Source organism: Stenotrophomonas sp. LM091 (assembly GCF_001806305.1).
In the GTDB taxonomy this organism is placed as follows: domain Bacteria; phylum Pseudomonadota; class Gammaproteobacteria; order Xanthomonadales; family Xanthomonadaceae; genus Stenotrophomonas; species Stenotrophomonas bentonitica_A.
Window position 1 is genome coordinate 1,038,718 of the sequence record NZ_CP017483.1, and the last position, 26,569, is coordinate 1,065,286.

At 67.4% G+C, this 26,569-nt stretch carries 21 protein-coding genes; 7 read left to right on the forward strand and 14 right to left on the reverse strand.

Going from position 1 to position 26,569, the window contains the following annotated elements:
• Positions 1–90: 90 nt before the first annotated feature.
• Entirely contained in the window at positions 91–2,223 is a 2,133-nt protein-coding gene (locus tag BIZ42_RS04650; protein WP_070425689.1) for a methyl-accepting chemotaxis protein, read from the reverse strand.
• Between the two features lie 206 nt (positions 2,224–2,429).
• Between BIZ42_RS04650 and BIZ42_RS04655 the strand changes: the two genes are divergently transcribed.
• Positions 2,430–3,410 (forward strand): L,D-transpeptidase, encoded by a 981-nt coding sequence (locus BIZ42_RS04655; protein WP_070425690.1) that lies wholly within the window; start codon positions 2,430–2,432, stop codon positions 3,408–3,410.
• Between the two features lie 4 nt (positions 3,411–3,414).
• A complete protein-coding gene (locus BIZ42_RS04660) occupies positions 3,415–4,113 on the forward strand; it encodes a M23 family metallopeptidase (RefSeq protein ID WP_070425691.1) in 699 nt (232 codons plus the stop codon).
• On the opposite strand, the gene BIZ42_RS04665 is transcribed toward BIZ42_RS04660, so the two are convergent.
• Positions 4,073–4,504, reverse strand: coding sequence for a hypothetical protein (locus BIZ42_RS04665; protein WP_216636706.1), 432 nt, complete (start codon positions 4,502–4,504; stop codon positions 4,073–4,075). The two genes, BIZ42_RS04660 and BIZ42_RS04665, sit on opposite strands and share 41 nt — an antisense overlap.
• 165 nt (positions 4,505–4,669) lie before the next feature.
• On the opposite strand from BIZ42_RS04665, the gene BIZ42_RS04670 reads away from it, so the two are divergent.
• Complete coding sequence (locus BIZ42_RS04670) at positions 4,670–5,080, forward strand: hypothetical protein (protein WP_070425693.1); 411 nt, start codon at positions 4,670–4,672, stop codon at positions 5,078–5,080.
• A 90-nt stretch (positions 5,081–5,170) separates the two neighbouring features.
• Here BIZ42_RS04670 and BIZ42_RS04675 read toward each other — a convergent pair whose 3' ends face one another.
• From BIZ42_RS04675 to hflK, 4 genes are all read right to left on the reverse strand, one after another.
• Positions 5,171–6,463, reverse strand: coding sequence for an adenylosuccinate synthase (locus BIZ42_RS04675; protein WP_019183490.1), 1,293 nt, complete (start codon positions 6,461–6,463; stop codon positions 5,171–5,173).
• A gap of 290 nt (positions 6,464–6,753) precedes the next feature.
• A complete protein-coding gene (locus tag BIZ42_RS04680; RefSeq protein ID WP_070425694.1) occupies positions 6,754–6,942 on the reverse strand; it encodes a DUF2065 family protein in 189 nt (62 codons plus the stop codon).
• A gap of 70 nt (positions 6,943–7,012) precedes the next feature.
• Positions 7,013–7,876, reverse strand: a complete 864-nt coding sequence (locus BIZ42_RS04685; RefSeq protein WP_070425695.1) for a protease modulator HflC — start codon at positions 7,874–7,876, stop codon at positions 7,013–7,015.
• A complete protein-coding gene (gene hflK / locus BIZ42_RS04690; RefSeq protein ID WP_070425696.1) occupies positions 7,873–8,994 on the reverse strand; it encodes an FtsH protease activity modulator HflK in 1,122 nt (373 codons plus the stop codon). The genes BIZ42_RS04685 and hflK overlap by 4 nt, the downstream gene beginning before the upstream one ends.
• A 176-nt stretch (positions 8,995–9,170) precedes the next feature.
• Here hflK and BIZ42_RS04695 point away from each other — a divergent pair, with 176 nt between their 5' ends.
• Together BIZ42_RS04695 and pilH are read left to right on the forward strand one after the other, a co-directional pair.
• The gene (locus tag BIZ42_RS04695) at positions 9,171–10,166 is read left to right on the forward strand and encodes a YhdH/YhfP family quinone oxidoreductase (RefSeq protein ID WP_070425697.1); all 996 of its coding nucleotides are present in this window, start codon (positions 9,171–9,173) and stop codon (positions 10,164–10,166) included.
• Between the two features lie 89 nt (positions 10,167–10,255).
• Positions 10,256–10,639, forward strand: a complete 384-nt coding sequence (gene pilH, locus BIZ42_RS04700; protein WP_019186088.1) for a twitching motility response regulator PilH — start codon at positions 10,256–10,258, stop codon at positions 10,637–10,639.
• Positions 10,640–10,649: 10 nt separating this feature from the next.
• Here pilH and BIZ42_RS04705 read toward each other — a convergent pair whose 3' ends face one another.
• Positions 10,650–11,546, reverse strand: a complete 897-nt coding sequence (locus BIZ42_RS04705) for a DnaJ C-terminal domain-containing protein (protein WP_019186087.1) — start codon at positions 11,544–11,546, stop codon at positions 10,650–10,652.
• 250 nt (positions 11,547–11,796) lie between these two features.
• Here BIZ42_RS04705 and BIZ42_RS04710 point away from each other — a divergent pair, with 250 nt between their 5' ends.
• Together BIZ42_RS04710 and BIZ42_RS04715 are read left to right on the forward strand one after the other, a co-directional pair.
• Complete coding sequence (locus BIZ42_RS04710) at positions 11,797–12,279, forward strand: peroxiredoxin (protein ID WP_070425698.1); 483 nt, start codon at positions 11,797–11,799, stop codon at positions 12,277–12,279.
• A gap of 29 nt (positions 12,280–12,308) precedes the next feature.
• Positions 12,309–12,893 carry a ferritin-like domain-containing protein gene (locus BIZ42_RS04715; protein ID WP_070425699.1) on the forward strand — a complete coding sequence of 195 codons (585 nt, stop codon included), beginning with the start codon at positions 12,309–12,311 and terminating at the stop codon, positions 12,891–12,893.
• Between the two features lie 181 nt (positions 12,894–13,074).
• Here the strand turns inward: BIZ42_RS04715 and pbpC are convergent, their stop codons facing one another.
• From pbpC to acnD, 7 genes are all read right to left on the reverse strand, one after another.
• Positions 13,075–15,450 (reverse strand): penicillin-binding protein 1C, encoded by a 2,376-nt coding sequence (pbpC, locus tag BIZ42_RS04720; protein ID WP_070425700.1) that lies wholly within the window; start codon positions 15,448–15,450, stop codon positions 13,075–13,077.
• Between the two features lie 53 nt (positions 15,451–15,503).
• On the reverse strand, positions 15,504–20,423 hold the full coding sequence (locus BIZ42_RS04725; RefSeq protein WP_070425701.1) for an alpha-2-macroglobulin: 4,920 nt from the start codon (positions 20,421–20,423) through the stop codon (positions 15,504–15,506).
• 144 nt (positions 20,424–20,567) lie between these two features.
• Positions 20,568–22,025: a bifunctional 2-methylcitrate dehydratase/aconitate hydratase gene (locus BIZ42_RS04730; RefSeq protein WP_070425702.1), complete on the reverse strand. Its 1,458-nt coding sequence runs from the start codon at positions 22,023–22,025 to the stop codon at positions 20,568–20,570.
• Positions 22,026–22,045: 20 nt separating this feature from the next.
• Positions 22,046–23,230: a 2-methylaconitate cis-trans isomerase PrpF gene (gene prpF / locus BIZ42_RS04735; RefSeq protein WP_070425703.1), complete on the reverse strand. Its 1,185-nt coding sequence runs from the start codon at positions 23,228–23,230 to the stop codon at positions 22,046–22,048.
• 73 nt (positions 23,231–23,303) lie between these two features.
• Positions 23,304–23,630, reverse strand: coding sequence for a type II toxin-antitoxin system RelE/ParE family toxin (locus BIZ42_RS04740; RefSeq protein ID WP_070425704.1), 327 nt, complete (start codon positions 23,628–23,630; stop codon positions 23,304–23,306).
• Positions 23,627–23,875, reverse strand: a complete 249-nt coding sequence (locus BIZ42_RS04745; RefSeq protein WP_070425705.1) for a type II toxin-antitoxin system ParD family antitoxin — start codon at positions 23,873–23,875, stop codon at positions 23,627–23,629. Before BIZ42_RS04745 ends, BIZ42_RS04740 begins: the two co-directional genes overlap by 4 nt.
• Positions 23,876–23,953: 78 nt before the next feature.
• Complete coding sequence (acnD, locus tag BIZ42_RS04750) at positions 23,954–26,569, reverse strand: Fe/S-dependent 2-methylisocitrate dehydratase AcnD (protein WP_070425706.1); 2,616 nt, start codon at positions 26,567–26,569, stop codon at positions 23,954–23,956.

The following is a 26,569-nucleotide window of genomic DNA, read 5'->3' on the forward strand; positions in this document are numbered from 1 at the left end:
TCCGCCGGCAGCGTGCGCCGGCGGACGGGTTCGACCGGCACAACGCCCCGCCGACGCGGGGCGTTCCGGTTTACCCGGCGGGCCGCGCGATCATGCCGCCTGCAACGGCGCCGGCCGGACCCGCGCCGTGGCATCGGGTTCCAGGGTGAACACCGCCACCGACCCGGTCAGTGCGTGCGCCTGCTGCTCCAGCGCGCGGCTGGCGGCGGTGGCTTCTTCCACCAGCGCCGCATTCTGCTGGGTGACCTGGTCCATCTGCACTACCACCTGGTTGACCTGCTCGATGCCCGCGGCCTGTTCCTTGGTCGCCGCGGCGATGTCGCTCATCAGCTGGTTGGTGCGCGAACTGGCCTGGGTCAGGCGGGCGATCGCCGCTTCGGACTGCACCGTGACATTCAGCCCGGTCCTGACGTTGGCGCTGGCGTCGTCGATCAGCTCCTTGATCTCCTTGGCCGCGGTGCCGGCACGCTGGGCCAGGGTCCGGACCTCGGTGGCGACGACCGCGAAGCCGCGCCCGTTCTCGCCGGCGCGGGCCGCTTCCACCGCAGCGTTCAGCGCCAGGATGTTGGTCTGGAACGCGATGCCGTCGATGACCGAGGAGATCTCGGCGATGCGCGCCGAGGACTGGTCGATCTGGCTCATCACCGCCGCCATCTGCGCGATCGCCTGCTCGGTCGCCTTGACCGCGGCACCGGCTGCATGGGCTTCAAGGTCGGCCTGGTTGGCCAGTTCGGCGTTCTGCCGGACCGTGGAGGTCAGCTCTTCCATCGACGCGGCCGCCTCCTCCAGATTGGCGGCCTGCTGCTCGGTGCGGCGCGACAGGTCATTGTGGCCGGCCGCCAGTTCCTGCGCGGCATCGTTGATGCTGCCGGCCGCGCCCTGGATCTGACGCACGATGCCGGTCAACTGCCCGGCGGTCGCCGTGGCATCGTCGCGCATCTGCGCGAAGACACCCTCGTAGTGGCCCTCCATCCGCGCGGTCAGGTCGCCGGTGGAGATCGCGCGCAGCACCTGCGACAGGTCGGCGATGCTGCTCTGTGAGCTGGCCATCATGCCGTTGAGCTGGGCCACCATGGCCCGGAACTGGAACTGGAAGGCCTGCTCGCTGCCGCGCACCGAGAAGTCACCGGCACGCGCGGCGGCGGCCAACGTTTCGATCTGCTGGTTGATCGCCATCAGGCTGTCCTTGACGTTGGCCATGGTGGTGGTCAACACGGCCTTCTCGCCGGGGTAGCTGTCCAGGTCGCGACTGAGGTCGCCGATCGCGTAGCGCTGCATCACCTCGACCATGTGGAACTCGACGGCGACGTGAGAACCGACCAACGCGTTCGTGGCGTGGATCATCCGCCCGAAATCACCGGGGAAGGCCGTCTCATCCATGCGATGGCTGATGGCCCCGGCTTCATGCTGACGCGCCATGTCCAGCTGCGCGGCGATGGCGCCCTGGACGCTCTGCCGAACCGTGGCCATCGCGTTGCCGAGCTGGGTGATCTCATCGCGGCCGCCCAGATCCACGTCGTCGGCCAGATCACCCTTGGCCATCCGGTTGGCCAGACCGACGGCGCGGGCCAGCGGACCGGTCAGGCTGCGGCCGATCAGCACGGAGGCGGCGATGCCGACCACCAGCGCGATCGCCCCCAGCACCAGCAACTGCAGCAGGGTCCGCTCACCCAGCCGGATCGCCTCGGCAGCGGCCTGGCGGCTTTGCTTTTCCTCGTAGACCACGCCATTGCTGAGCGCCTGGTTCCAGCCATTGGCCGCCTGCTGCACGGCGCCGAGGGTGAGCGCCGTGGCACCGGCAACATCGCCCTGCTGCAGCTGTTCGCTCATCTGCTTGTTGAGCGGACGCGCCACCGCGCGGGCCGCCGCGATGGCCTCGCCGATGGTCTTGTCCTCGGGTTGCGTGGGCAGCGCCTGGTAGGCGGCCCAGCTGGCTTCATAGCGCGCGACCAGCGCGGCGATGCGCGCTTCGTCATCGGCCAGACCGTCGCCCTGGCGGATCAGCATCTCCCGGCGCACGACCATCATCTGGTTGTTGGCATCGAGCATGTCCGAGAGCAGCCTCACCTTGGTCACGTTGACCTCGACCACCTGCTGCATCGCGCGCTTCTGCACGGCGCTGCCGGTCGCGCCGGTGGTCACGACGGCCGCCACCAGCAGCAACAACAGGCCAAAACCCATACCTAGACGCCAGACGACACTGACGTTGCGCAGATAATTCATGAGACATCCAAAAACGTGGGGGGTGGGCTGGTATCGGCGCCGGGGCCAGCGGCTTGACCGACTGCCGTGATCACGCTGTGAATGGATTCACCTTAGGCGCGCCGTAGGCGGATTCCCGTACGCCACTCAGCCGCGCGTCAGGGTTTTCACGGCGAGTGCGCACACCGGGCAGGCATGGTGGAAACACGTTCCCGCTGGAGTTGCCGATGTCCCTTCGCCTGCACCGAATCGCCCGCCTCACCGCGCTCGCCCTCGCCTTGGGAGCGTCCTCCGGCTGGGCGGTCGCACAGACGGCACCCGCGCCCACTCCCGCTGACACGGCCACCGCCAAGACACCCGTGGCGACCGGCGTCCGCTCTGATCTGCACGCGCAGGTGTTGCTGGATCGCGCCCATTTCTCGCCGGGGCAGATCGATGGCGAAGTCGGTTCGAACCAGAAACGCGCGGTCTCCGGCTTCCAGGCCGCGCGAGGATTGAAGGTCACCGGCGAACTGGACGATGCGACGTGGAAGGCCCTGCAGCCGGACAGCGCTCCGCCCCTGGTGCGCTATACGCTGACCGCCGAGGACGTTGCCGGCCCGTTCAACCCCGTGCCGAAGGGCCCGGCCGAACAGGCCAAGTTGAAAGCGCTCGGCTTCGGCTCGGTGGAAGAAGCGCTGGGCGAACGCTTCCATGCCTCGCCGGAACTGCTGAAAACCCTCAACCCGGGCGTGGACCTGGGCAAGGCCGGCAGTGTGATCCAGGTACCGAACATCTCCGTCACGCCGCTGGCCAAGGCCAGCAAGCTGGTGATCGACAAATCCGACTCGACGCTGCGCCTGTTCGATGCCGAGGGCAAGGTGTATGCGCAGTTCCCGGTTTCCTCGGGCAGCAAGCATGACCCGCTGCCGATCGGGAAGTGGAAGATCCTGGGCATTTCGCGCGATCCGACCTTCCACTACAACCCCAAGCTGTTCTGGGACGCCAAGGCCGGTGACAGCAAAGCGGTGCTGCCGCCCGGCCCGAACAATCCGGTCGGCGTGGTCTGGATCGATATCTCCAAGCCGCACTACGGCCTGCACGGCACCCCGGAGCCCGGCCACGTTGGCAAGACCGAATCGCACGGCTGCGTGCGCATGACCAACTGGGATGCGCTGCAGGTGGCCGACGCCGTGGATGCCTCCGTGCCGGTCGTGATGCAGGAGTAAGCAGATGAAGATCCTGCGACTGCTGGCGGTGGGCCTGGTCATCGGCGTGGTCGGGTATTGGCTGCTGGGGCCTGGCCCCTCTGCCCGCCTGGGAGCCGCCGAGCCGGCCAAGATAGGCTCGGCCACGAGTTCCACCCGCGCCGCACTCGATGCGCCACCGCCACCTGCTGCCACCCCGGCCCCGACGCCGGTACCGATCCAGACCACGCCCACACCGCCCGCGCCTGACGCGGGCGGTGCCGCACCGGCACCGGAAAACGCGGCCGGGGCCTTGCTGCTCCCGGTGCAGGGCATCGGTGCCGAGCAACTGCAGGACACCTTCACCGATGCACGCAGCGAAGGTCGCGTGCACGATGCGATCGACATCCTTGCGCCAAACGGCACGCCGGTGCTGGCGGTTGCCGATGGGACGGTCGAAAAGTTGTTCGACAGCGTGCGGGGCGGGCTGACCGTGTACCAGTTCGAGCCGAGCGGCCGCTACTGCTACTACTACGCGCACCTGGACCGCTATGCCGACGGTCTGGCCGAGAAGAAGACCATCAAGCGTGGCGAGGTGATCGGCTATGTCGGCAGCACCGGCAATGCCAGCCCCGACGCGCCGCACCTGCATTTCGAGATCCACGTACTGGGCCCGGAAAAGCAGTGGTGGAAAGGCGAATCCATCAATCCCTATCCGGTGCTGAAAGGTCAGCAGGCGCTCTGATCAACGGGGGCCGGGTAGCGTCCCGGATCGCCCGCGCCAGTTCCCAGGCACGGCCGCGCAGCGCATCCAGGCGGTCATTGAGTTCGCCAGCGTCTGCCTTCCACTGGAAGCGGCCGTTGCTGTAATCCTGGCCAAGCGCGAGGTCGTTGAAAGACCCCATGCCACCGTAGGCGCGCAGCAGGCTTTCCGGCGCGCCGGCATTGCCCTGCTCGAGCTGGGTGATGACGCGCCGCATCCAGTCCGCCCAGTGGCGTTCGCCGTCGCCGCGCAACAGCACTTCAAGCTCGGATACCACCGCATGCAGGGCGAGGTACGCGCTGCTCATGCCGATGCCCGCCTGATCTCCCGTTTCCATGCCGCCCCGGCGTCTCGTTGAGTGGCTGCACAGCATGCCATGGTGTCGATGGCGCGGGCGCGAACGTTGCGGTCAGCTGCCCGGGCGCACTCAGTAAAACTACTGGCGCGAATGCGGGAAATTGCCGTTGTCGTGGTCATCCACGCGGCGGACACTGGGCCCTGACGGCACGCCCTGCCCGTTCTGGAGAAGACCGTGACGATGTCCGCGCCCCGTATCGCCCTGCTCGCGTTGTCTGGCGTACTCGCAGCAGGTGCTGCCGCGGCGCAGGACCTGCCTGCCACCGCATCGGACCGCTTCGCGATGCTGGATCGCAATGGCGATGGCAAGGTCAGCCGTGATGAGTACGACGGTGACGCGTTCTTCCGTGTGGTCGATGCGGATCACAACTACCGCGTGAGCGTCGATGAAGTGCAGGCGGTGCTGGGGCCGCAGCGTGATGGCGAGTTCTCGGCAGCCGAATGGGTACGCATCGCCGACCAGAACGGTGACGGCGAAATGAGTGCCGAAGAGATGCGCCGCTCCTCGGAGATGCGTTTCCAACGGCTGGATGCGAACCAGGACGGCAACCTGGAGTTGTCCGAAGTGCGGATGGGCATCGGCCAGCGCTGAGGCGCCCCCGCCACGAAAAAGCCCCGCTTTCGCGGGGCTTTTCCTGCACCTTCAGGCACTACCGGGCATGCCCGGCACGCCCGCGCCTGATCAGGCGAACGGGTCCTGCAGGACCATGGTGTGGTCGCGGTCCGGGCCGGTCGAGACGATGCTGACCGGGCAACCGGCCAGCTCTTCCAGCGCGCGCAGGTAAGCGCGGGCGGCCGGCGGCAGGTCATCCCAGTTGGTGATGCCGTGGGTGTTCTCGGTCCAGCCCGGGAACTCCAGGTACACCGGCGTGCATTCTTCCCAGCCCTGCGCGTCCAGCGGCGCGTACTCGGTACGCTTGCCACGGTATTCGTAGGCGATGCAGACCTTCAGCTTCTCCATGCCGTCGAGCACGTCCAGCTTGGTGATGCACAGGCCGCTGATGCCGTTGATGGCCACGGCGCGCTTGAGCGCGACGATGTCCATCCAGCCGCAGCGACGCGGGCGGCCGGTCGAGGCGCCGTATTCGGCACCGCGGTCGCGGATGCCCTGGCCGACTTCATCGTCCAGCTCGGTCGGGAACGGGCCACCGCCGACGCGGGTCGCGTAGGCCTTGGCGATGCCCAGCACGTAGTCGATCGCATCGGCGCCGACGCCGGCACCGGCCAGTGCACCACCCACGGTGGTGTTGGAGCTGGTGACGTACGGGTAGGTGCCGTGGTCGATGTCCAGCAGTGCGCCCTGGGCGCCTTCGAACAGCACGCGCTTACCCTGCTTGCGCAGGTCGTGCAGGATGCCGGCGACGTCGGACTTCATCGGCTCGACGTATTCGCCGAAGGCCAGTGCTTCGTCGTAGGTCTTCTGGAAGTCGACCGCGTCGGTATTGAGGTACTTGGTCAGCACGAAGTTGTGGTAATCCAGCGCGGTGCGCAGGAGTTCTTCCAGCTGGGCCGGGTAATGCAGGTCGGCGATGCGGATGCCGCGACGCGCCACCTTGTCTTCATACGCCGGGCCGATGCCACGGCCGGTGGTGCCGATCGCCTTGCCGCCGGCAGCGCGTTCGCGCGCCTGGTCCAGGGCGATGTGGTACGGCATGATCAGCGGCGCGGCCGGGGAGATCTTCAGGCGCGAACGCACTTCCACGCCGGAGGTTTCCAGCTCGGCGATTTCCTTCTGCAGCGCGGCCGGCGAGATCACCACGCCGTTGCCGATCAGGCACAGCGCGTCTTCGCGCAGGATGCCCGACGGGATCAGGTGCAGCACGGTCTTCTTGCCATTGATGACAAGGGTGTGGCCGGCGTTGTGGCCGCCCTGGAAACGCACTACGGCACCGATTTCCTCGGTGAGCAGATCGACGATCTTGCCCTTGCCTTCATCGCCCCACTGGGCACCAAGCACTACGACAGACTGACCCATGACGGGCTCCTCATATGTTGCGGCCATCGGGGCCGCGGACGGGTAAACCGTGGCAGGGCTGGCCAGCGCGGTGATGGCGGCTCCAAACGGGGAGCGGCCGGCGATGGAAGGCCCAGACACGGAAAAAGCCGAACGGGGAGGCCCGTCCGGCTTTTTTGCATTATCCGGGTTTCCCTGGGCAGGTGCCACCCCGCTGGCGGCCCGTGTTGGCAACCGGTCAGGACGGGGGCCCACCGGGTAGTACCGGCCAGAGGCCGGCAACCGTGTCAGGGGCCGGGCAACGTCCGGCGCTATGCGTGACGGATCCACCAGAGCGTGGTCAGGCCGGCCAGCAGGATCATCCCGCCCCACGCACGCAGGGCGCTGCTGCGCAGCATCAACAGCTGTTCGGCCATGCGCTTCCAGGCCAACGGGGCGGCGAACAGGAACAGGCCTTCAAGCACGGCGACCAGGCACAGGGCCGAGAACAACTCTTTCATGACATCTCCACCAACAAAACGGGGACCCGGTCTGCACCGGGTCCCCGTGGGTTACCTGCCGCCTGCGGCCTCAGCGATCGCTCTTGAGGTACTGCAGGAACGGGTCGTTCTTGTCGAGCACGATCACGCCGTTACCGTCGGCCATCGACCCACGATAGGCCTCCAGGCTGCGGTAGAAGGCGTAGAACGACGGGTCGGCCGAGCCGGCCTTGCCGTAGATGCGCGCGGCTTCGGCATCGCCGGCACCACGCAGCTGCTGCGCATCGCGCTCGGCTTCGGCCACGATCACCGTGCTGTCGCGGTCCGCCTGGGCACGGATGGTCAGCGACTGCTCCTCACCCTCGGCGCGCAGCTTTGCGGCCTCCTGCTTGCGCTGAGCGCGCATGCGCTCGTACACATCGTTGATCACCTGACTGTCGGTGGGCAGGTCGATCTGCTTGATGCGCAGGTCGACGATCTCCATGCCCAGTTCCTTGACCGCCTTGTTGATGCCGGTCAACTGGTTGGCGATCAGTTCGGTGCGGTCGCCCGACACCAGCTGCTGCAGGGTGCGCGAGTTGATCTGGTTGCGCAGCGAGTCGGTGATGATCGGCGCCAGGCGGGCGTTGGCCAGGGTCGCATCGCCGCCGGTGGCGCGGTAGTAGCTGCGCACGTCGGAGATCCGGCCGATGGCGAAGAAGTCCACGCTGACGTCCTTCTGCTCGGCGGTGAAGTAACGCGCCGGCGCGGTGTCCAGCACCTGGAAGCGGCGGTCGAACACCCGCACCGTTTCCACCAGCGGCACCTTGAAGTGCAGGCCCGGCTTGATGTCCGCACGGACCACCTTGCCCAGGTTCAACACCATCGCGGTCTGGTCCTCACGGACCACGTACACCGAGCCCAGCAGGCCCAGCAGGACCGCTACGGCCAGACCAATCCACAGTGAACTTCTCATCGGCTGCCCTCCTCACGACCGGTCGGGCGCGTCGTCGGACGCTCCGCATTGCGAACGCCATCCACGGCCGTGCTGGCAGGCAGCGACGGCAGCATGACTTCCGGGGTCACCGCCGGAGCGGCGTTGGTGCTGGTGCGGGTGTCGCCCGGCATCGGCACGTAGATCAGCTGGCGGCCATCGCCGCCGATGATCTTGCGGTTCTCCGAGAGCACCGTCTGCACCGTTTCCAGCCACAGGCGCTTGCGGGTGACTTCCGGGGCGTCCTTGTACTGGGCCTGCAGCAGGCTGAAGCGCTCGGCATCACCCTCGGCCTTGGCAACCACGGCCTGCTTGTAACCTTCGGCGGTGGTACGTGCACGCGAGGCCTGGCCGCGCGCTTCCGGCACGACCTTGGCCGCGTAGGCCTGGGCTTCGTTGATCAGGCGTTCCTTGACCTGCTGGGCACCGTTGACCTCGTCGAAGGCCGGCTTCACCTCTTCCGGCGGGCGCGCATCGGGCAGGGTCAGGCCGGTCACGACCAGACCGGTCTGATAGGCCTTCAGCGAGGTCTGCAGGCGCTCTTCGGCGACCACGGCCAGCGGGCCGCGGTTGTTCAGCACGGCATTGAGATCGGCACGACCGACCTGTTCGCGCACCGCGCTCTGCGCCGACTGCTCCAGCACCTGGTCGGCCGAGACCGAACCGAACAGGTACTGCTGCGGATCGGCGATGCGGTACTGCACGTTGACCGAGACGTTGACGATGTTCTCGTCCCGGGTCAGCACCGGTACCTGGCTGCTGAAGGTCTTGATCTGGGTGGCGTTGACCTTGGTCACCGACTCGATCGGCCAGGGCAGCTTGAAGTTCGGGCCGGGCCCCAGGATGCGCGAGAACTGGCCAAAGCGCAGGACCACACCGCGTTGCTGTTCGCCGATCAGCTGGAAGCTGGAGAACAGCAGCAGCAACACCGCAGCCACCGCGACCCACCGCAGGATGCCGCCATCGAACAGGTCTTTCAACGGACCGGGCAAACCGCCCCAACCGCCGCCATTGCCGCCACCGCGAGGACCGAACGGCCCACGTCGATTCTCGTCGGGGCCTTGTCCGCCCTTGTTGCCGCCGGGTGTATTCCAGGCCATGCACGCTCCATCAAGGTAAGGTTGCCTGCGGGCCACTCCCGCACCGTCAACCGTTAAAACGTTGTCGATTCTACTAGATGGGGCAGATCGACAGGATTGGAAGGGGTCACGCATCTCCGGGAACGATTCATAACCGCAGCGGGTAAGGTAGTGGTTTCCCCCCGTCAGGCATCTTCATGGCAATTCCCGACCGGTTCAACGCCTTCCGCATCCACCAGGACGATACCGGCTACCACGCCGGGCTGGAACCGATCGGGCTGGCGCAGCTCAACCCGGGCGAGGTGGTGATCCGCGCGCACTGGTCCTCGGTCAACTATAAAGATGCGTTGGCTGGCACCGGCAAGGGCAGGATCCTGCGGCGTTTCCCGCTGGTCGGCGGCATCGACGTGGCAGGCACGGTGGTCGCCTCGACCGATCCGGCCTACGGCGAGGGTGATGCGGTGCTCGCCACCGGCTGCGGGCTGAGCGAGACCCGCGATGGCGGCTACAGCCCGTATGTGCGCCTGGCCGCCAGCGCGGTGATCCGGCAACCGACGGGACTGACCCCGCGCGAGGCGATGATCCTGGGCACGGCCGGCTTCACCGCCGCGCTGGCCCTGGTGCGGATGCTGGACAACCGGCAGACCCCTGCCCACGGGCCGCTGGCCGTGACCGGGGCCACCGGCGGGGTCGGCTCGCTGGCGGTGGACATCTTTACCCGCGCGGGCTTCGAGGTGCATGCGATCAGTGGCAAGGCCGACCAGGCCGACTATCTGCGTGGCCTGGGTGCGCGCGAGGTCCTGCCGCGTGAGGTGCTGGCAACCACCCGCCCGATGGAGTCGGCGCGCTTCGGCGGTGGGCTGGACAACGCGGGTGGCGCGATGCTGACCAGCCTGCTGGCCCAGACCGTGCCTTACGGGTCCGTGGTCAGTGCCGGCCTGGCCGCCAGCGCGGAGCTGGAGATGACGGTGATGCCTTTCATCATCCGCGGCGTGTCGCTGATCGGGGTGTCCTCCTCCAGTGCACCGCGCGAGCTGCGCGAAGCGGTCTGGGAGAAGCTGGGTGCTGCGTGGAAGCCGGCGCATCTGGACGCCATCTGTACGGGCGAAATCGGGCTGGATGGCCTGCCGGCGGCGTTCGATACCCTGCTTGCCGGCGGCAACCACGGCCGCACGGTGGTACGAATCGACTGAGCGTGGCAGCCGGGCGACGGACGGCACGCCCGGCGCTTCACGACGGCGCGATGCCCGCACTACACTGCGGGCATCACACGGGGAACACCATGGCACGCATTCTGATCGTCGACGATTCACCGTCGCAGCTGTTGGGGATACAGCGGATCGTCGAGAAACTCGGGCACCAGATCCTGACCGCCACCGACGGCGCGGCCGGGGTGGAAGCGGCCAAGGCCGAGCTGCCCGATCTGGTGCTGATGGACGTGGTGATGCCCAACCTCAACGGTTTCCAGGCGACCCGGACGCTGGCCCGCGACGCCTCGACCAGGCACATTCCGGTGATCCTGGTGACCACCAAGGACCAGGACACCGACCGCATGTGGGGCATGCGGCAGGGGGCGAAGGCCTACATCACCAAGCCGTTCTCCGAAGACGAGCTGTCGGAGGTGCTGGAGCGCGTTTTCAGCCACCAGGAACCGCCGACGGCGTGATGCCGATGCCTCACACCTTCTCGCCGAAGGCCTTGGCCAGCGCCTTGTAGGCCTTCTTCTGCGCCTCATCGGTGGGCGCCGGTGCGATGATTTCCAGCTCCACGATCTGATCGCCATCCGGGTTGCCCGGCAGGCCACGGCCACGCAGGCGCAGCTTGCGCCCGGCATCGGACTCGGCCGGCACCTTCAGGTCCACCGCACCGCCCAGGGTCGGCACGCTGATGCTGGTGCCCAGCGCCGCCTGCCACGGGGTCACCTGCAGGGTGTACAGGATGTTGCGGCCATCCACCTCGAACTGCGGGTGCTCGGCGTACTCCACTTCCAGCAGCAGGTTGCCGCCACCGGTGCCCTGCCCTGTCAGGCGGATCACCTGGCCCGGGCGGATGCCCTTGGGCACGCGCACATCCAGCTGCTTGCCGTTGACGTTGATGCGCAGGCTGTCGCCCTGGTAGGCGGCCTCCAGCGGGACCGACAGCTTGGCGCGGGTGTCGCGGGTCGGCTGCGGGCCCTGGCTGGCACCGCCGAAACCGCTGGCACGCCCGCCGCCACCGCCGCGCTGGCGCGCGAACAGACTTTCGAAGAAATCGCTGAAGCCGCCGCCACCGGCGCCGCCCCCGAACACCTCCTCGAAATCATAGCCCTGCCCACCGCCGTAGTTCGGCGGGGTATGGAACTCCTCGCCGGGCCGGTAGCCCTGCGCCTTGAGCTGGTCATAGGCCGCGCGCTTCTGCGGATCGCGCAGCGCCTCATACGCCTCGTTGACCGCCTTGAATTTGTCCTCGGCCCCGGCTTCCTTGCTCACATCCGGGTGGTACTTGCGCGCCAGGCGGCGGTAAGCGGTCTTGATCTCAGCATCGCCCGCGGTGGGTTCCACCCCGAGCGTGGCGTAGTAATCCTTGAATTCCATCCAAACACCTCGACTAAGTTCGGCCACCCGCGTGGGCGGGCGCCGTCCGCGCAATTCTAGCTGCTGCGGGTCGGCCCACCGTGACGCCGGGGGCGAATGATCCTGCGCAATGCGGCGGACATCCCGGGCGGCTACGCTGCCCCCGTGGCCCGCCTTTCCCACTGAAGATGGGTCTGCACGGCCGGTTTTCAACATGTTGACATGGCCATCCCATGCCCCTCACTACCCTGCCTGTGTCCAAGGAGTCCGCATGACCATCCACGTTGGCGACCGCATTCCCGAAGTCACCCTCAAGCGCATCCGCGAGGGCATGGAGACCATCGACACCCATGCCCTGTTCGACTCGCGCAAGGCGGTGCTGTTCGGCGTGCCCGGCGCATTCACCCCGACCTGTTCGGCCCGGCACCTGCCCGGCTTCATCGAGCAGTTCCCCGAATTCCGCCACCGCGGCATCGAGGTGTTCTGCATGGCGGTCAACGACCCGTTTGTCATGAAGGCCTGGGGCGAGAGCCAACAGGTCCCCGAGGGGCTGCAGATGCTGTCCGACGGCAATGGTGAATTCACCCGGGCGCTGGGCCTGGAAATGGATGCCAGCAGTTCGGGCATGGGCACGCGCTCGCGTCCCTTCGCGCTGTATGTGGAAGACGGTGTCGTGCGCGAAACCTTCATCGAGGAACCCGGAAAATTCGAGGTGTCTTCAGCGCAGTACGTGCTGGAGCATCTCCCCCGCTAGACCCACGCAACAAAGGAAACCGGCCAGCCATGTCCAAGCCAGCCAACAAGCAACACAACGCCGCTCCCGACAACGCCCGTCCGCCGGGCATCAGCGACACCGCGACCCTGCGCGCCAAGGCCCGCAAGGATATCGAAGACGGCGCGATCACCGACAGTTACAGCGCCGACCGCGAGGCGGTGATCAAGCTGCTCAACGATGCGCTCGCCACCGAATACGTGTGCGTGCTGCGCTACTACCGCCATTACTTCATGGCCAAGGGCATGCTCGCCGACGCGATCAAGGCCGAGTTCCTGGAGCATGCACAGCAGGAACAGGCGCACGCCGGCAAGCTGGCCGAACGCATCGTGCAGCTCGGCGGCGAACCGGACCTCAACCCGGATACGCTTACCGCGCGCTCGCACGCCGAGTACAAGGAAGGCAGCGACCTGCGCGACATGGTCCGTGAGAACCTGATCGCCGAACGCATCGCGATCGACAGCTACCGCGAGATGATCAACTTCGTGGGCGACAAGGACACCACGACCAAGCGCATCCTGGAAGAGATCCTCGCCCAGGAAGAGGAGCACGCCGACGAATTCGCCGATCTGCTCGACGGCTGGATCGGGGAGTAACCCCGGCCACGTACCGGCTCCGCGCAGGACCCGGACAGACGTGTAGTGCCGGCCGCTGGCCGGCTCCGCGCAGGATCCGAACAGACGTGTAGTGCCGGCCGCTGGCCGGCTCCGCGCAGGATCCGAACGCACTGCGATGCCGGCCAGCGGCCGGCACTACCGGCGTCTTCGCGGCGCGACGTCAGCGCAGGATACGGAACCGCACCTGCGTCCATGCACCATCGGCCGCCAACGCGGTCAACGTGTGCTCGCCCACCTCGTCGAAATCACGCTGGAACAGTCGCGCGCCTTCGGTGCGGGCGATCCAGCGGTCGTCCAGCAACCAATCGACCGTGGTCTCATTGCCCAGCGCCCGCAGTTGCAGGCGCACGCCGTGTTCGGCATTCGGTGCGCGTGCGAGGGTGGCGCGGTCGTTCAACCCTTCGATGTGCAGGGTGCCACCGCTCTCACGCCCATCGTCGCTGCAATCCGGCGACAGGGCCGGCAACTGCGAGGCCTGGCGCTGGGCCTGCGGCAACCACGGTGACAACAGCGCCGGCCAGCGCGCGATCTCGCGCTGCTCTACTTCGTGCGGCCGACTGCACTCGGGCGACAGCCGCAGCCCGGTGCGCGCATCCACCTGGAACCGCTGCAGACCCGGTTGCCACAGCCGCGCCTCGCGCTCGGCAAAGGTCGGCGGTACCACGCCATCCAGCACGAAGGCCGGCATCCGCCGTTGGCACAGCGTCGCTGCAGTCTGTTCGGCCAGGCCACCGGTGGGCCAGCAGATGTCGGTCTGCGCCACGCTCGCCGGCATCGGTGCCGCGCTCGCATCGCCGGCCTGGCGCGGCAGACTGTCGACCACTTCAAACATCAACGGCAGGGCGGTCACCGCACCGTATTGGCCGGGCAGCGGCGTGCCATCCGGTCGCCCGACCCAGACGCCCACCGTGTAATGCCGCGTGGTGCCGATCGCCCAGGCATCGCGGTAGCCGTAGCTGGTGCCGGTCTTCCAGGCCACGCGCGGGCGGCCGGTGACATCGAAGGTACCGGTGCCATAGCCCGGGCGTGGATTGGACTCGAGCACCTCCCGCGTGATCCACGCCGCGCCGGGCGACATCAGGCGCCGCTCGATCACCGCATCCCCGGCGGTGTAACGCACCCGCCCGGCGATGCCGTTGCGGTTGAACGCGGCGAAGGTACCGACCAGATCCTCCAGCCGCGCACCGGTGCCGCCCAGAATCAGCGACAGGTTCGGCGCACTGCCGTGGGGAAACCGCAGGTTGATGCCCGCATGCGACAGGCGTGCGGCGAAACGGGCCGAGCCGACCCGGTCGAGCAGGTCCACCGCGGGCACGTTGAGCGACAGGCGCAGGGCCGTGGCGGCACTGACCGGCCCGTTGAAGGCCGCATCGAAGTTGCCGGGGCGATAGCCGCCAAAACTCTGCGGCGCATCCACCATCAGGCTTTCGGAATGGATCAGGCCATCGTCCAGCGCCATGCCGTACAGGAACGGCTTGAGCGTGGAGCCCGGCGAGCGCCACGCCTGGACCATATCCACATGGCCCAGCCGCTGCTTGTCGCCGAAGGCCACCGAGCCGACGTACGCGCGGGCTTCCAGCGTGCGGTTGTCCACCACCAGCAGCGCCGCCGAGGTGCGCTCGGGCAGCTGCGAAAAGTACGAGGACACCCGTTCCTCCAGCGTGCGCTGCAGGCCGATATCCAGCGTGCTCTCGATCCGCGCGGCCCGTGGCTGTGCCGAACGCAGGCGCTGGGCGAGCAGTGCGGCATGCAGCGGCGGCTGCAGGGCGCGGGTGACCACCGGTTCGATGCGGGCGTCGTCGACCTCCTCGCGTGACCACACACCGAGGGACACCATGCGTTCGAGCACCTTGTCGCGCGCGCGTTGGGCCGCTTCCGGGTGGCGGTCCGGGCGCAACCGGCTGGGTGACTGCGGCAGCACCGCCAGCAACGCCGCCTCGGCGTGCGAGAGCTGCGAGGCCGGTTTGCCCAGATAGGCCCAGCTCGCCGCTTCCACGCCTTCGATGGTGCCACCGTAGGGCGCACGCTCCAGGTACAGCGCCAGGATCTGAGTCTTGCTCAGGTGCAGTTCCAGCTGCACCGCGCGCAGCAGCTGCTTGGCCTTTCCCCAGGGCGTGCGCGTATGCGGATCGAGAATACGCGCGACCTGCATGGTCAGGGTTGAACCACCGGAGACGATCCGCTGCTCGAACAGCCATTGCTTGCCGGCCCGCAGCAGCCCCCACGGATTGATACCCGGATGCCGCCAGAACCAGCGGTCTTCGTAGTTCAGCAGTGCCTGCAGATACAGTGGCGACACACTGTCGGCCGAGGCCGGGTAGCGCCACACGCCGTCGGCGTCGGCGAACGCGCGCAACGGGGTGCCATGGCGTGCGACCACCAGGGTACTGGTATCACGCTGCCTGGGCAGCGGTGGCGGAAACGCGAGATCCAGCACCAGCAGCAGCGTGAGCACCGCAGCCGTACCCCAACGCAGGTACGGCAGCACACTGCGCACCGCCGACGCCCACCACCGCTTGGAAAAATGAGACGTCATGTCAGGTCAGCAACGAGGCAGGCGGGCCGTCACGCGGACGGCCCGCCCTGCGATCAGGGCTGCACCACGGTCAGCGATGCCGGGAGGCTGCGCCCTACGCCGCGCAGGTCCGGACGGTACATGTCCTCCACCAGCGGTGGCGGCACGCGGTAGGTGCCCGGCGTGACCGCACGCACCAGATAGAACACCTTGGCAGTGCTGCCACGCGAGAGTTTCAGCGCGGCCACATAGCGATCGTCGCGGAACTCTTCGTGCTTGATGTTGGCCGCATCGCCGCGGTCGTTGACGCTCAACCCATCGACCACCACATCGGCCCACTGCTTGGCATCGCCCAGGTTGAAGTTCTCGATCTCCAACCCGGCCGGAAGCAGATCGGTCAGCAGTGCATCGGGCATGTCCACGTTCGGGGTGACACTGACCCGCACGATCAGGGCCTCGCCTTCCTTCAGCGGCCGCGGCGTCCACGGCTTGCCGTCGGTGGTGTACCAGCTGCGCTCCACGCCCAGCGTGCGGCTGTCCGGTTCGGGCGGGTTGCGCGGAATGCCGGCCACTTCCAGGCTGGCGAACATCGGCGGCTCCCCCTGCGGGGTGAAGCGCACGCCCTTGGCCAGCGCGGCGTAGTCGAAGCTGCGGCCGAACATGCGGCGCGCGGAGATGCTCTCGCTTTCGCCACCGACCACCAGTTCACCGGATACCAGCTTCTTCTGGTTGGCCGACAGCGCCTTGCCCATGCGCGCCAGCGCCACCTGCTCCTGGGTGCTCAGCCACATCCAGCCACTGTTGCGGCGGGCGTCCAGCGCGCGGCCGAGATCGACCGCACGTGCATCGTAGGCCGGCTTGGACAGCTTGCGCTCGTGCAGCAGCGCGATCATCAACGCGTCATCGCGCACCGCGCTGCCGTAATCGCCGAAGTAGGCCGGGCGGTCGTCCGCGCTCTTGGCGAAGCCGGCGGCAATGGCCGCATCGCCGCGCTTGTGATCGCCCTGCAGCGACAGTGCGATGCCCAGGTGCACCAGCGACAGGCCGGTCAGCGACTTGCTGCGCTCGTTGTCGTACAGCGCGCGCAGGGTCCCCAGCGGTGCACGGTTGACCCGTGCCAGCACGTAGCCCGAATACGCCTGGTTGGCGAACTTCAGGTTCTCGCGGCGGTCCTCGCCATAGAACTGGTTGCCACCGGACAGCAGGTCTTCGCTCAGCCGGTTCAGTGCCTTCTGCAGCACGTTGTCCGGCACGGCGAAGCCGGCGTCCTTGGCGTCGAGCAGGAACTCGGCGATGTACGGCGTCAGCCAAGGATTGATGTAGCCGTCGTCGCCCCACATCGAGAAGTTGCCGTTGGCGACCTGCATCGAGGCCAGGCGGCCGAAGGCCCCTTCCATGCGCTCACGGCGGGTCTTGGCATCCAGCCCGTCCGCGCCCAGCATGGCCGAGGTCGCCTCATCCAGCATCAGCGCCGCGTAGCCCTTGCTGGTGGTCTGCTCGGCGCAGCCATACGGATAGTTGAGTGCGCCGTTCAAGGCACTGGCGAACGGAATCGGCGGCAGCGCACTGACCAGCATGCGCGCGGTCACCGAGTCGTTCATCAGGCCATCGGCGAGCCCGGCCTCCATCGTGACCGCGGCCAGCGGATCCAGCGTGCGGGTCTGTGCGCGCAGCACCTGCGGCCACGCCGCGCGTACCGGCAGGTCATAGCGGCGATCGACCTTGAAGCCGTTGCCATCCACGCGTACGCGGACCTTGGCTACCGTGTAGCCCTCGCGCGCGGTCAGCGGGAAGCTCAGCGTGCTCTTGGCGTCGGCGTTGAGCTTGAGCGTGCGGCTGGATTCGCCCAGGGTGAGCGGCCCGATGCCATCGACCTGCACCTTGAACTCGCCCGGCGTGCCGGTGAAGTTCTGCACGTCCAGGGTCACGGTGCTGGTATCGCCGGGCGCCATCACGCGCGGCATGCTCGCCTCGGCCAGGATCGGCGCGCGCACCACGGTCTCCACGTCACGCTTGCCGTACTGGTCATCGGCATACACCAGCGCCGAGACGCGCAGGGTGCCGTTGAAATCAGGCACCTTCAGCGCGACCCGGGCGATGCCCTTGGCATCGAGCTTCACCGGGCCGGAGAACAGGTCCACCGTCTGCACGCGCGCGGTCGGGCGCTTGGCCTGCGGCATCGCCGCCAGTGCCATGTCGCCGCCGAACTTCAACTTGCCGCTGCTGCCGTCGAAGCTTTCGATCACGCGGCTGTAGATGTCATAGGCATCCACACCCAGGCGGCGCTGCGCGAAGAAGTGCGCGGCGGCATCGGGCACCGGGAAGCGGGTGATGTTGAGGATGCCCACATCCACCGCCGAGACGGTCACATGCGCGACCTTGCCGGCCAGCTGCGGGGCACTCACGGTGACCGGCAGCGTCTGCTCCGGACGCATCTGCTTGGGTGCGACCAGGCCGACCGCGATCTGGCGTGCCTTGCGGTCCATCGGCACATGCACCACGCCGACCGCACGGGCCGGGGTGATCTTGCTCGGGGCACTGCCGCCACGGAACACCAGCGCGGTGATGTAGACGTCGTGGCGTTCCCACTCGGCCGTGACCGGAATGTCGTAGGTGCTGCCCGGCTTGGCGTCGATATCCTGGACGTAGAGCATCTTGTCGCTCTCGACCATCAGCACGCCCTTGCCGGCATGCGGCGGGGTCACGGTGACGCGCACGGTATCGCCGGCCTTGTAGCCGGTCTTGTCCAGCGCGAGCTTGACCTTGTCCGGGCGCGCATCCAGGCCGCGGTTGTCGTCGTTCCAGCTCCAGCCGGCATTGAACGGATAGCGGCTGGTCAGCCCGGTGGCCGGGTCGAACACGTCCAGCCGGTACTCACCCCACTCCACCGGGACATCGACACCGACCGCCGCACTGCCGGCGTCGACGGTGCGGGTGTCCTTGTTCTCGAAGCGACGGGTGAAATCGTAATCCCAGCGGTTGTCGTTGAAGGTCCAGTGATAGTCGCGCAGCTCGCGCACCAGCGTGACCTTCAGGCCCTTGGCCGGCTGCGGCCTGCCCGCCGCGTCCACGCGCATCAGTTCGAAGCGCGCATTACTGTTGGCATCGGCGCCGTCCTTGGGATCGAACAGCGGGCGTACACCGACCAGCGCCGTTGCCGGCCACATCACCCGCTTCAGGGTGCGGGTCACCGTGCGGCCACCGGTTTCATACACGCTGCCGGACAGTACGACGGCGATCGGCGCGGTCGGCTTGACCTCGGCCGGCAGCTCCACGTCCTGGCGCAGCTTGCCGTCGGCCGGGAACTCGGTATCGATGACGTCACGCGCCTCGCGCGGCAGCGCGGTGGTCGGGTCGCCGAAGAAATAGCCCGGCAGGGACTCGACCGGCGACTGCTCGGCCGCCACGGCCAACCGTGCGGTGAAGCGGTTGCCGTCGGCCGGCGCACCGTACAGATACGCGGCATCGGCCTGCAGCTTGAGCGGCTCGCCCGGCTTGAGCGTCTTCTGGGCGCTGTCCAGGTCCAGCTTCATGCGCTCGGGCAGGAATTCCTCGATGCGCAGGGTCATGCCCTGGATCGCTTCCTTGCTGGCCGGGTTGGTGCGGAACTCCACCTGCCAGCGCCCGGTCGGGGCCTCGGCCGGAATCAGCTGTTCGAAGCTGAAGTAGCCCTGCTCGCCCGGGGTCAGGCGGGTCTCGCGGAAGGTCTTGCCGTCCGGCTGCTTCAGGCGCAGGAACACGGGCTGAGGCTTGACCGGCTTGCCGTCGTTGTCACGCAGCAGGGCGGAGATGCGCACGGTCTCGCCCGGGCGGTACAGATCGCGGCCCGACCAGGTGAACACGTCGAACCAGGCGTTGTCGCGCCCGGCCACGGCGAACTCGCTCAGGTCCAGCGCGGGCTGATTGAACGGCAGCATCGAGGTGTCACCGCCACTGCTGGCGATCAGCACGTGGCTGGCATCCAGCGTGTAATTGAGCAGCGCATTGCCGTTGCCGTCGGTTGCGCCTTTGAGCACCACCTCGCCTTTTCCATCCAGGATGCGCAGCTCGATTTTCTTCAGCGACGCCCCGCTCTGCAGCGAGGCGGTGTGCACGAACAGTTTGTCCTTGTAGGCGCGCGTATGCAGGCCGATGTCGCTGACGGTGAAGAAGGCGGTGTCGTACTCGCCTTCGAACGAACCGCTGCGCTTCATCACCGCGAAGTACAGGCCCGGCTGCTGCAGCTCCTTGATGTCCTGGGTCGGCAGGTAGGTGAGCACGCGCTCGTTCTGCTTGCCGCCGATCACGAAGCGGTTGACGTAGACCGGCTCGGCCAGCTGCGACATCGGCGTCTTGTCGCCGTAGTCGCTGTCCAGCTCCCAGCTGCCGCGGCGGCCGCCGCGCTGGTACTGGCTGAAGAAGTTCGGCAGTTCCTTCTCGCGCACGCGCAGGAACTCCACGTCCACTTCGGGCACGTTGACCGAGACCACCGGCAGGCCGCGGCTGTCCTTGGCCGGCAGCACGCTGCCCTGCGAGGCGAACCCGGCCACCGGCTTGAGCTCGCCGGTGAAGACCTTCTGACGCAGCTCCTTGCCGATCCGGCTGCCATCGGCGGCGAGCAGATCGGGGGAGACGATCAGCGAGTATTCCTTGGCCGCCTCCACGAACGGATAGCGCAGGGTCTTGCCGTCATCGGACAGCGACCAGCTGCTGTCCTCGGTGCCGACCTTCTCGGCGAAACGGACCAGCGCGTCGAAATCCTGGGTGCCGACCAGCGGGCGCGAGAACTCCAGCGCCAGCGACAGGCCGTCACTTTTCTGATCGGGGTAGGCCCGGACCAGAGTGAACTCGGTGATGGCCTCGGCCTTGGCCGCGATCGGTGCGCCGGAGGGGGCTGGCAGCTGGCCACTGTCGTTGCGCTTGCAGCCCCCGACGCCGATGGCCAGGCCGGCGACCAACGCCAGGCCTGCGATTCCCTTCCAGCTCCACTGCCCGAACCGACTGCGGCTAGCCATGACGTCACTCCTTGAACAAGGCGGCCAGTATACGGGCCGTCCCGGTCCGTCCGGGGGGCGGGGAGCCCTGCCAGTGCGGGCGTCATGGTGGGCGGGCAGGTGCGCGGCGAGAGGCAGCGAAGGGCAGCCGACCAACGGTCGGCTCTACGTGGCGAGGTAGAGGTCCACGTACTCGTGGACGGGCATTGCCTCCAGCGCGACCGGGTCCAGCGAGGCCTCGAGGATCCGGCGCTGCTGCACGGTCGGGAACACCCCGGCCAGGTGCCGGCGGAACTTGTCCTCCAGCAGCGGGATGCCCTCGGCCCGGCGCCGGGCGTGGCCCAGCGGGTACTCGACGACCGCCTCCATCGTGCTGCCGTCGGCGAAGGTGACGTGCAGCGCGTTGGCGATGCTGCGTTTGTCCGGGTCCAGGTAGTCGGCGGTGAACTTCGGGTCTTCCACGCAGGTGATCTTCGCCCGCAGCGGATCGATGCGCGGATCGGCAGCGACGTCATCCTCGTAGTCCTCGGCGACCAGGCGGCCGAAGATCAGCCCGATCGCCACCATGTACTGCACGCAGTGGTCGCGGTCGGCCGGGTTATGCAGCGGGCCAGGCTTGTCGATGATGCGCAGGCAGGCCTGCTGGGTGCGCAGGGTGATCTGCGCGATGTCCTCGCTGCGTTTTCCGGTGGCGCGCATCTGCGCATGCAGCTGCATCGCCGCTTCGACCGCGGTCTGCCCATGGAACTCGGCCGGATAGCTGATCTTGAACAGCACGTTCTCCATCACGTAGCTGCCGTACGGCCGCTGGAAGCGGAACGGCTGCCCGCCGAAGGAGACATCGTAGAAGCCCCAGGTCGGCGCGGTCAGCGCACTCGGGTAGCCCATCTCCCCGGCCGCGGCCATCAGCGACAGGCGCACCGCACGGCTGGTGGCGTCGCCCGCCGCCCAGCTCTTGCGCGAGCCGGTGTTGGGCGCGTGCCGGTACGTGCGCAGCGACTGCCCATCCACCCACGCCAGCGACACGGCATTGAGCATGCGCTCGCGATCCAGGCCGAGCATGTGCGACACGACCGCCGTGGAGGCCACCTTGACCAGCACCACATGATCCAGCCCGACCCGGTTGAAGGCGTTCTCCAGCGCCAGGCAGCCCTGGATCTCATGCGCCTTGACCATCGCGGCGAGCACATCACGCATGGTCAGCGGGGCGCGCCGCAGCGCCTCGGCATTGCGGCTGAGCCAATCGGCCGTGGCGAGGATGCCGCCGAGATTGTCGGAGGGGTGCCCCCACTCCGCCGCCAGCCAGGTGTCGTTGAAATCCAGCCAGCGGATCATCGCACCGATGTTGAAGGCCGCCTGCACCGGGTCGAGCTCGAACCGGGTGCCGGGCACGCGTGCCCCGTTGATCACGCGCATGCCCGGCACCACCGGCCCGAGCAGCTTGCTGCAGGCCGGGAACGAGAGCGCGGCCAGCCCGCAGCCCAGCGTATCGATCAGGCAGTGCCGCGCGGTGGTATACGCCAGCGGCGAGCTGACCTGGTAGTCGCGGGCGTAATCGACGATGTCGGTCAGGACCGTGTCCCACGGTGGGCGCTGGTTGCTGTGGCTGTCATGACCGGACATCGTGATGCTCCTGTTGGGGGTTACAAGGTCGTCGCGGGCACCCGTACGGCACCGTCCATCAGTACGCGGGCACTGCGGCTCATGATGGCCTTGGTGACCGTCCACTGACCGTCAACGAGGGCCGCCTGCGCGCCCACGCGCAAGGTGCCCGAGGGATGACCGAAGCTCACCGATTCGCGCTCGCCGCCCCCGGCGGCCAGGTTCACCAGGGTGCCCGGGATCGCGGCGGCGGTACCGATGGCGACTGCGGCAGTGCCCATCATCGCGTGGTGCAGCTTGCCCATCGACAACGCGCGTGCGTGCAGATCGATATCACCGGCCGCGATCTGCTTGCCGCTGGAGGACACGTAGTCCTGCGCCGGGGCGACGAACGCGACCTTCGGCGTGTGCTGGCGGGTCGCTGCCTGCTCGATGGTCTCGATCAGCCCCATGCGCACCGCGCCGTGGGCGCGGATCGCCTCGAAGCGGGCCAGTGCGGCCTTGTCCTCGTTGATCGCCGGCTGCAGTTCGGTGCCGGTGTAGCCCAGGTCGGCCGCGTTGAGGAAGATGGTGGGAATGCCGGCGGTGATCATCGTCACCTGGAAGCTGCCCATGCCGGGTACGTCGAGCGTATCGACCAGGTTACCGGTCGGGAACATCGCCCCGCCCTCGCCATCGTCGGACGGGTCGAGGAACTCCAGCTGGATCTCCGCCGCCGGGAAGGTCACCCCGTCCAGCTCGAAATCGCCATCCTCCTGCACCTGGCCGTCCACGATCGGCACATGCGCCAGGATGGTCTTGCCGATATTGGCCTGCCAGATCCGCACGGTGCACAAACCGTTGTGCGGGATCCGGGCCGGGTCAATCAGTCCGTTGCTGATCGCGAACGGGCCGACCGCGGTGCTGAGGTTGCCGCAGTTGCCGCTCCAGTCCACGAAGGCGGTCTCGATCGAGACCTGGCCGTACAGGTAGTCCACGTCGTGATCCGGCACCGACGGCGCGGAAATGATCACGCACTTGCTGGTGCTGGAAGTCGCGCCGCCCATGCCATCGGTGTGTTTGGCATACGGATCGGGCGAGCCGATCACGCGCATCAGCAGCGCATCGCGCGCCGGACCAGGCACCTGCGCAGCGGCAGGCAGGTCGGTCAGCTTGAAGAACACGCCCTTGCTGGTGCCGCCGCGCAGGTAGGTGGCGGGAATGCGGAGTTGCGGGAGATGGGTCATGACGTTGAGCGCTCTGCCAGGTTGAAGTGAACTCGACCACGCCACGCGGCGCCCATCCGGTAACGGATGTGCATCAGAGCGAGTCCAGGACCAGCGCGTCGAGTCCGCGCCGGGCATTCCAGATGCGGATCACCTGGATCCGCGCAGCGTGTTCGATGTAGTAGACAAGATGGTCGTCAAAATGACGTATCGGATGGAACCGCAACAGTGTTCCCGTTGTCGCCAACAGCTCCGCGTGCCGCGTCGATCCCGCGCCAGGATGCCGTTCGAGCATGCCGACCGTGGCTTCCAGCGCGTCAATGAAGCTCAGTTCCAGCGTTGTGCCACCGTGCTGTGCGTACCGCGCGGCCGCGTCATCAGCGTCCTGCACCGCCAGGGGATGCCACCGCGCACGCGTCATTTCCCCGCGCGCGCCCGTGCACGTTTCCGCATCTGCTCAAAATGACCGGGCTCAAGCGGGGCCGCAGGTCCGGATGCAAGACCGTCGGCGATCAACTGCCGCAAGAGGTCCTCAGCCTTGCGACGCTGGCGTTGGCGAATGAGATCACGCACGTAGTCGGAGGTGCTGGAATACCCTCCTTCGCTGACTTCCTCATCGACGAACTGCTTGAGTGGGTCGGTGAGCGAGATGTTCATGGTGGCCATGTAGAGCCCTCTTGGCAATTTTTGCCATCAAAGTGTGCGCCTGCGGCCCCACGGCCGCAAGCGCATGCTGTTCATGCGTCACATCACCTGCGCCGATTCCAGGAAGTCCTGGGCGAACCGCTGCAGCACGCCGCCGGCCTCGTAGATCGAGACTTCTTCAGCGGTATCCAGGCGGCAGGTGACCGGCACCCGCAGCTGTTCACCGTTGCGGCGATGAATGACCAGGGTCAGCTCGGCACGCGGCACACGCTCGCCGAGCACGTCGAAGGTCTCGGTGCCGTCGATGCCCAGCGTCTTGCGGTTCACGCCTTCCTTGAACTCCAGCGGCAGCACGCCCATGCCGATCAGGTTGGTGCGGTGGATGCGCTCGAAGCCTTCGGCCGCGATCGCTTCCACACCGGCCAGGCGCACGCCCTTGGCGGCCCAGTCACGCGAGCTGCCCTGGCCGTAGTCGGCACCGGCGATGATGATCAGCGGCTGCTTGCGGTCCATGTAGGTTTCGATCGCTTCCCACATGCGGGTGACCTCGCCTTCGGGCTCCACGCGCGCCAGCGACCCCTGCTTGACCTGGCCATCAACCACGGCCATTTCGTTGATCAGCTTCGGGTTGGCGAACGTCGCACGCTGCGCGGTGAGATGGTCGCCACGGTGGGTCGCATAGGAATTGAAGTCTTCCTCGGGCAGGCCCATCTTGGCCAGGTACTCACCGGCCGCGCTGCTGGCCATGATCGCGTTGGAAGGCGACAGATGGTCTGTCGTGATGTTGTCGCCCAGCACCGCCAGCGGGCGCATGCCGGTGAGGCTGCGGGCACCGGCCAGCGCGCCTTCCCAGTACGGCGGGCGGCGGATGTAGGTGCTCTGCGGGCGCCAGTCGTACAGCGGGCTGATCGGTGCGCCATGTTCCACCTTGAAGGTGAACATCGGGTCGTAGACCTTGCGGAACTGCTCCGGCTTGACGCAGGCCTTGACCACCGCGTCGATCTCGGCATCGCTCGGCCACAGGTCCTTCAGCGTGATCGGGTTGCCGTCGGCGTCATGGCCGAGCGCGTCCTTTTCGATATCGAAGCGCACCGTACCGGCGATCGCATACGCGACCACCAGCGGCGGCGAGGCCAGGAACGCCTGCTTGGCGTACGGATGGATGCGGCCGTCGAAGTTGCGGTTGCCCGAAAGCACGGCGGTGGCATACAGGTCGCGGTCGATCACTTCCTGCTGGATCTTCGGGTCCAGCGCGCCACTCATGCCGTTGCAGGTGGTGCAGGCGAAGGCCACGATGCCAAAGCCCATCTGCTCCAGTTCGGTCAGCAGGCCGGCTTCTTCCAGATACAGCTGCACGGCCTTGGAGCCGGGCGCCAGCGAGCTTTTCACCCACGGCTTGCGGGTCAGCCCGGCGCGGTTGGCATTGCGGGCCAGCAAGGCGGCGGAGATGACGTTGCGCGGGTTGCTGGTGTTGGTGCAGCTGGTGATCGCGGCGATGATCACGGCGCCATCGGGCATCAGACCATCGGCCTGTTCCTGCTTGCCCGAGGCCAGCTTGCCTTCGTCGGCGATGCCGCGCGCGGCCAGGTCGGTGGTCGCCACACGCTTGTGCGGATTCGACGGGCCGGCCATGTTGCGCACCACGCTGGACAGGTCGAACTGCAGCACGCGCTCGTACTGCGCGGTGACCAGATCATCGGCCCACAGGCCGGTGGCCTTGGCGTAGGTTTCCACGAGTGCGACCTGGTCGTCCTCGCGGCCGGTCAGGCGCAGGTAATCCAGGGTCTGCTGGTCGATGTAGAACATCGCCGCAGTGGCGCCGAACTCCGGCGTCATGTTGGAAATGGTGGCGCGGTCGCCGATGGTCAGCGCATTGGCGCCCTCGCCGTAGAACTCGATCCACGCCCCGACCACGCGCTCCTTGCGCAGGAACTCGGTCAGCGCCAGCACCACGTCGGTGCAGGTGATGCCCGGCTGCGGGCGACCGGTGAGTTCCACGCCGATGATGTCGGGCAGGCGCATCCACGAGGCACGGCCGAGCATCACGCTCTCCGCTTCCAGGCCGCCCACGCCGATCGCGATCACGCCCAGCGCGTCCACGTGCGGGGTGTGGCTGTCGGTGCCCACGCAGGTATCGGGGAAGGCCACCCCGTCGCGCACCTGCACGACCGGCGACATCTTCTCCAGATTGATCTGATGCATGATCCCGTTGCCCGGCGGAATCACGTCGACGTTCTTGAACGCCTTCTTGGTCCAGTTGATGAAGTGGAACCGGTCTTCATTGCGGCGGTCTTCGACGGCGCGGTTCTTCTCGAACGCGGCCTTGTCGAAGCCCGGGAATTCCACCGCCAGCGAGTGATCCACGATCAGCTGGGTCGGCACCACCGGGTTGATCTGCGCCGGGTCGCCGCCGGCATCGGCGATGGCATCGCGCAGGCCGGCCAGATCGACCAGGGCGGTCTGGCCCAGAATGTCATGGCACACCACACGCGCCGGGAACCACGGGAAATCCAGGTTCTGGCGGCGCTCGATCAGCTGGCGCAGCGAGGCCTCCAGCGTTGCCGGGTCGCAGCGGCGCACCAGGTTTTCGGCCAGCACGCGCGAGGTGTACGGCAGCGTGGCATAGGCACCGGGCTGGATCGCATCGACCGCGGCACGGGTATCGAAATAGTCCAGCGCGGTGCCGGGGAGGTTCTTGCGGTACTGAGTATTCAT

What these genes read in the sequence shown, in the direction of transcription:
- BIZ42_RS04660 (WP_070425691.1), top strand. Translation starts at nt 3,415, where the DNA reads ATGAAGATCCTGCGACTGCTGGCGGTGGGCCTGGTCATCGGCGTGGTC.
- BIZ42_RS04680 (WP_070425694.1), bottom strand. Translation starts at nt 6,942, where the DNA reads ATGAAAGAGTTGTTCTCGGCCCTGTGCCTGGTCGCCGTGCTTGAAGGC.
- BIZ42_RS04670 (WP_070425693.1), top strand. Translation starts at nt 4,670, where the DNA reads ATGTCCGCGCCCCGTATCGCCCTGCTCGCGTTGTCTGGCGTACTCGCA.
- BIZ42_RS04740 (WP_070425704.1), bottom strand. Translation starts at nt 23,630, where the DNA reads ATGACGCGTGCGCGGTGGCATCCCCTGGCGGTGCAGGACGCTGATGAC.
- BIZ42_RS04685 (WP_070425695.1), bottom strand. Translation starts at nt 7,876, where the DNA reads ATGAGAAGTTCACTGTGGATTGGTCTGGCCGTAGCGGTCCTGCTGGGC.
- BIZ42_RS04710 (WP_070425698.1), top strand. Translation starts at nt 11,797, where the DNA reads ATGACCATCCACGTTGGCGACCGCATTCCCGAAGTCACCCTCAAGCGC.
- BIZ42_RS04655 (WP_070425690.1), top strand. Translation starts at nt 2,430, where the DNA reads ATGTCCCTTCGCCTGCACCGAATCGCCCGCCTCACCGCGCTCGCCCTC.
- acnD (WP_070425706.1), bottom strand. Translation starts at nt 26,569, where the DNA reads ATGAATACTCAGTACCGCAAGAACCTCCCCGGCACCGCGCTGGACTAT.
- pilH (WP_019186088.1), top strand. Translation starts at nt 10,256, where the DNA reads ATGGCACGCATTCTGATCGTCGACGATTCACCGTCGCAGCTGTTGGGG.
- BIZ42_RS04665 (WP_216636706.1), bottom strand. Translation starts at nt 4,504, where the DNA reads ATGCTGTGCAGCCACTCAACGAGACGCCGGGGCGGCATGGAAACGGGA.
- BIZ42_RS04745 (WP_070425705.1), bottom strand. Translation starts at nt 23,875, where the DNA reads ATGGCCACCATGAACATCTCGCTCACCGACCCACTCAAGCAGTTCGTC.
- BIZ42_RS04695 (WP_070425697.1), top strand. Translation starts at nt 9,171, where the DNA reads ATGGCAATTCCCGACCGGTTCAACGCCTTCCGCATCCACCAGGACGAT.
- BIZ42_RS04715 (WP_070425699.1), top strand. Translation starts at nt 12,309, where the DNA reads ATGTCCAAGCCAGCCAACAAGCAACACAACGCCGCTCCCGACAACGCC.
- BIZ42_RS04730 (WP_070425702.1), bottom strand. Translation starts at nt 22,025, where the DNA reads ATGTCCGGTCATGACAGCCACAGCAACCAGCGCCCACCGTGGGACACG.
- prpF (WP_070425703.1), bottom strand. Translation starts at nt 23,230, where the DNA reads ATGACCCATCTCCCGCAACTCCGCATTCCCGCCACCTACCTGCGCGGC.
- BIZ42_RS04725 (WP_070425701.1), bottom strand. Translation starts at nt 20,423, where the DNA reads ATGGCTAGCCGCAGTCGGTTCGGGCAGTGGAGCTGGAAGGGAATCGCA.
- BIZ42_RS04705 (WP_019186087.1), bottom strand. Translation starts at nt 11,546, where the DNA reads ATGGAATTCAAGGATTACTACGCCACGCTCGGGGTGGAACCCACCGCG.
- pbpC (WP_070425700.1), bottom strand. Translation starts at nt 15,450, where the DNA reads ATGACGTCTCATTTTTCCAAGCGGTGGTGGGCGTCGGCGGTGCGCAGT.
- hflK (WP_070425696.1), bottom strand. Translation starts at nt 8,994, where the DNA reads ATGGCCTGGAATACACCCGGCGGCAACAAGGGCGGACAAGGCCCCGAC.
- BIZ42_RS04675 (WP_019183490.1), bottom strand. Translation starts at nt 6,463, where the DNA reads ATGGGTCAGTCTGTCGTAGTGCTTGGTGCCCAGTGGGGCGATGAAGGC.
- BIZ42_RS04650 (WP_070425689.1), bottom strand. Translation starts at nt 2,223, where the DNA reads ATGAATTATCTGCGCAACGTCAGTGTCGTCTGGCGTCTAGGTATGGGT.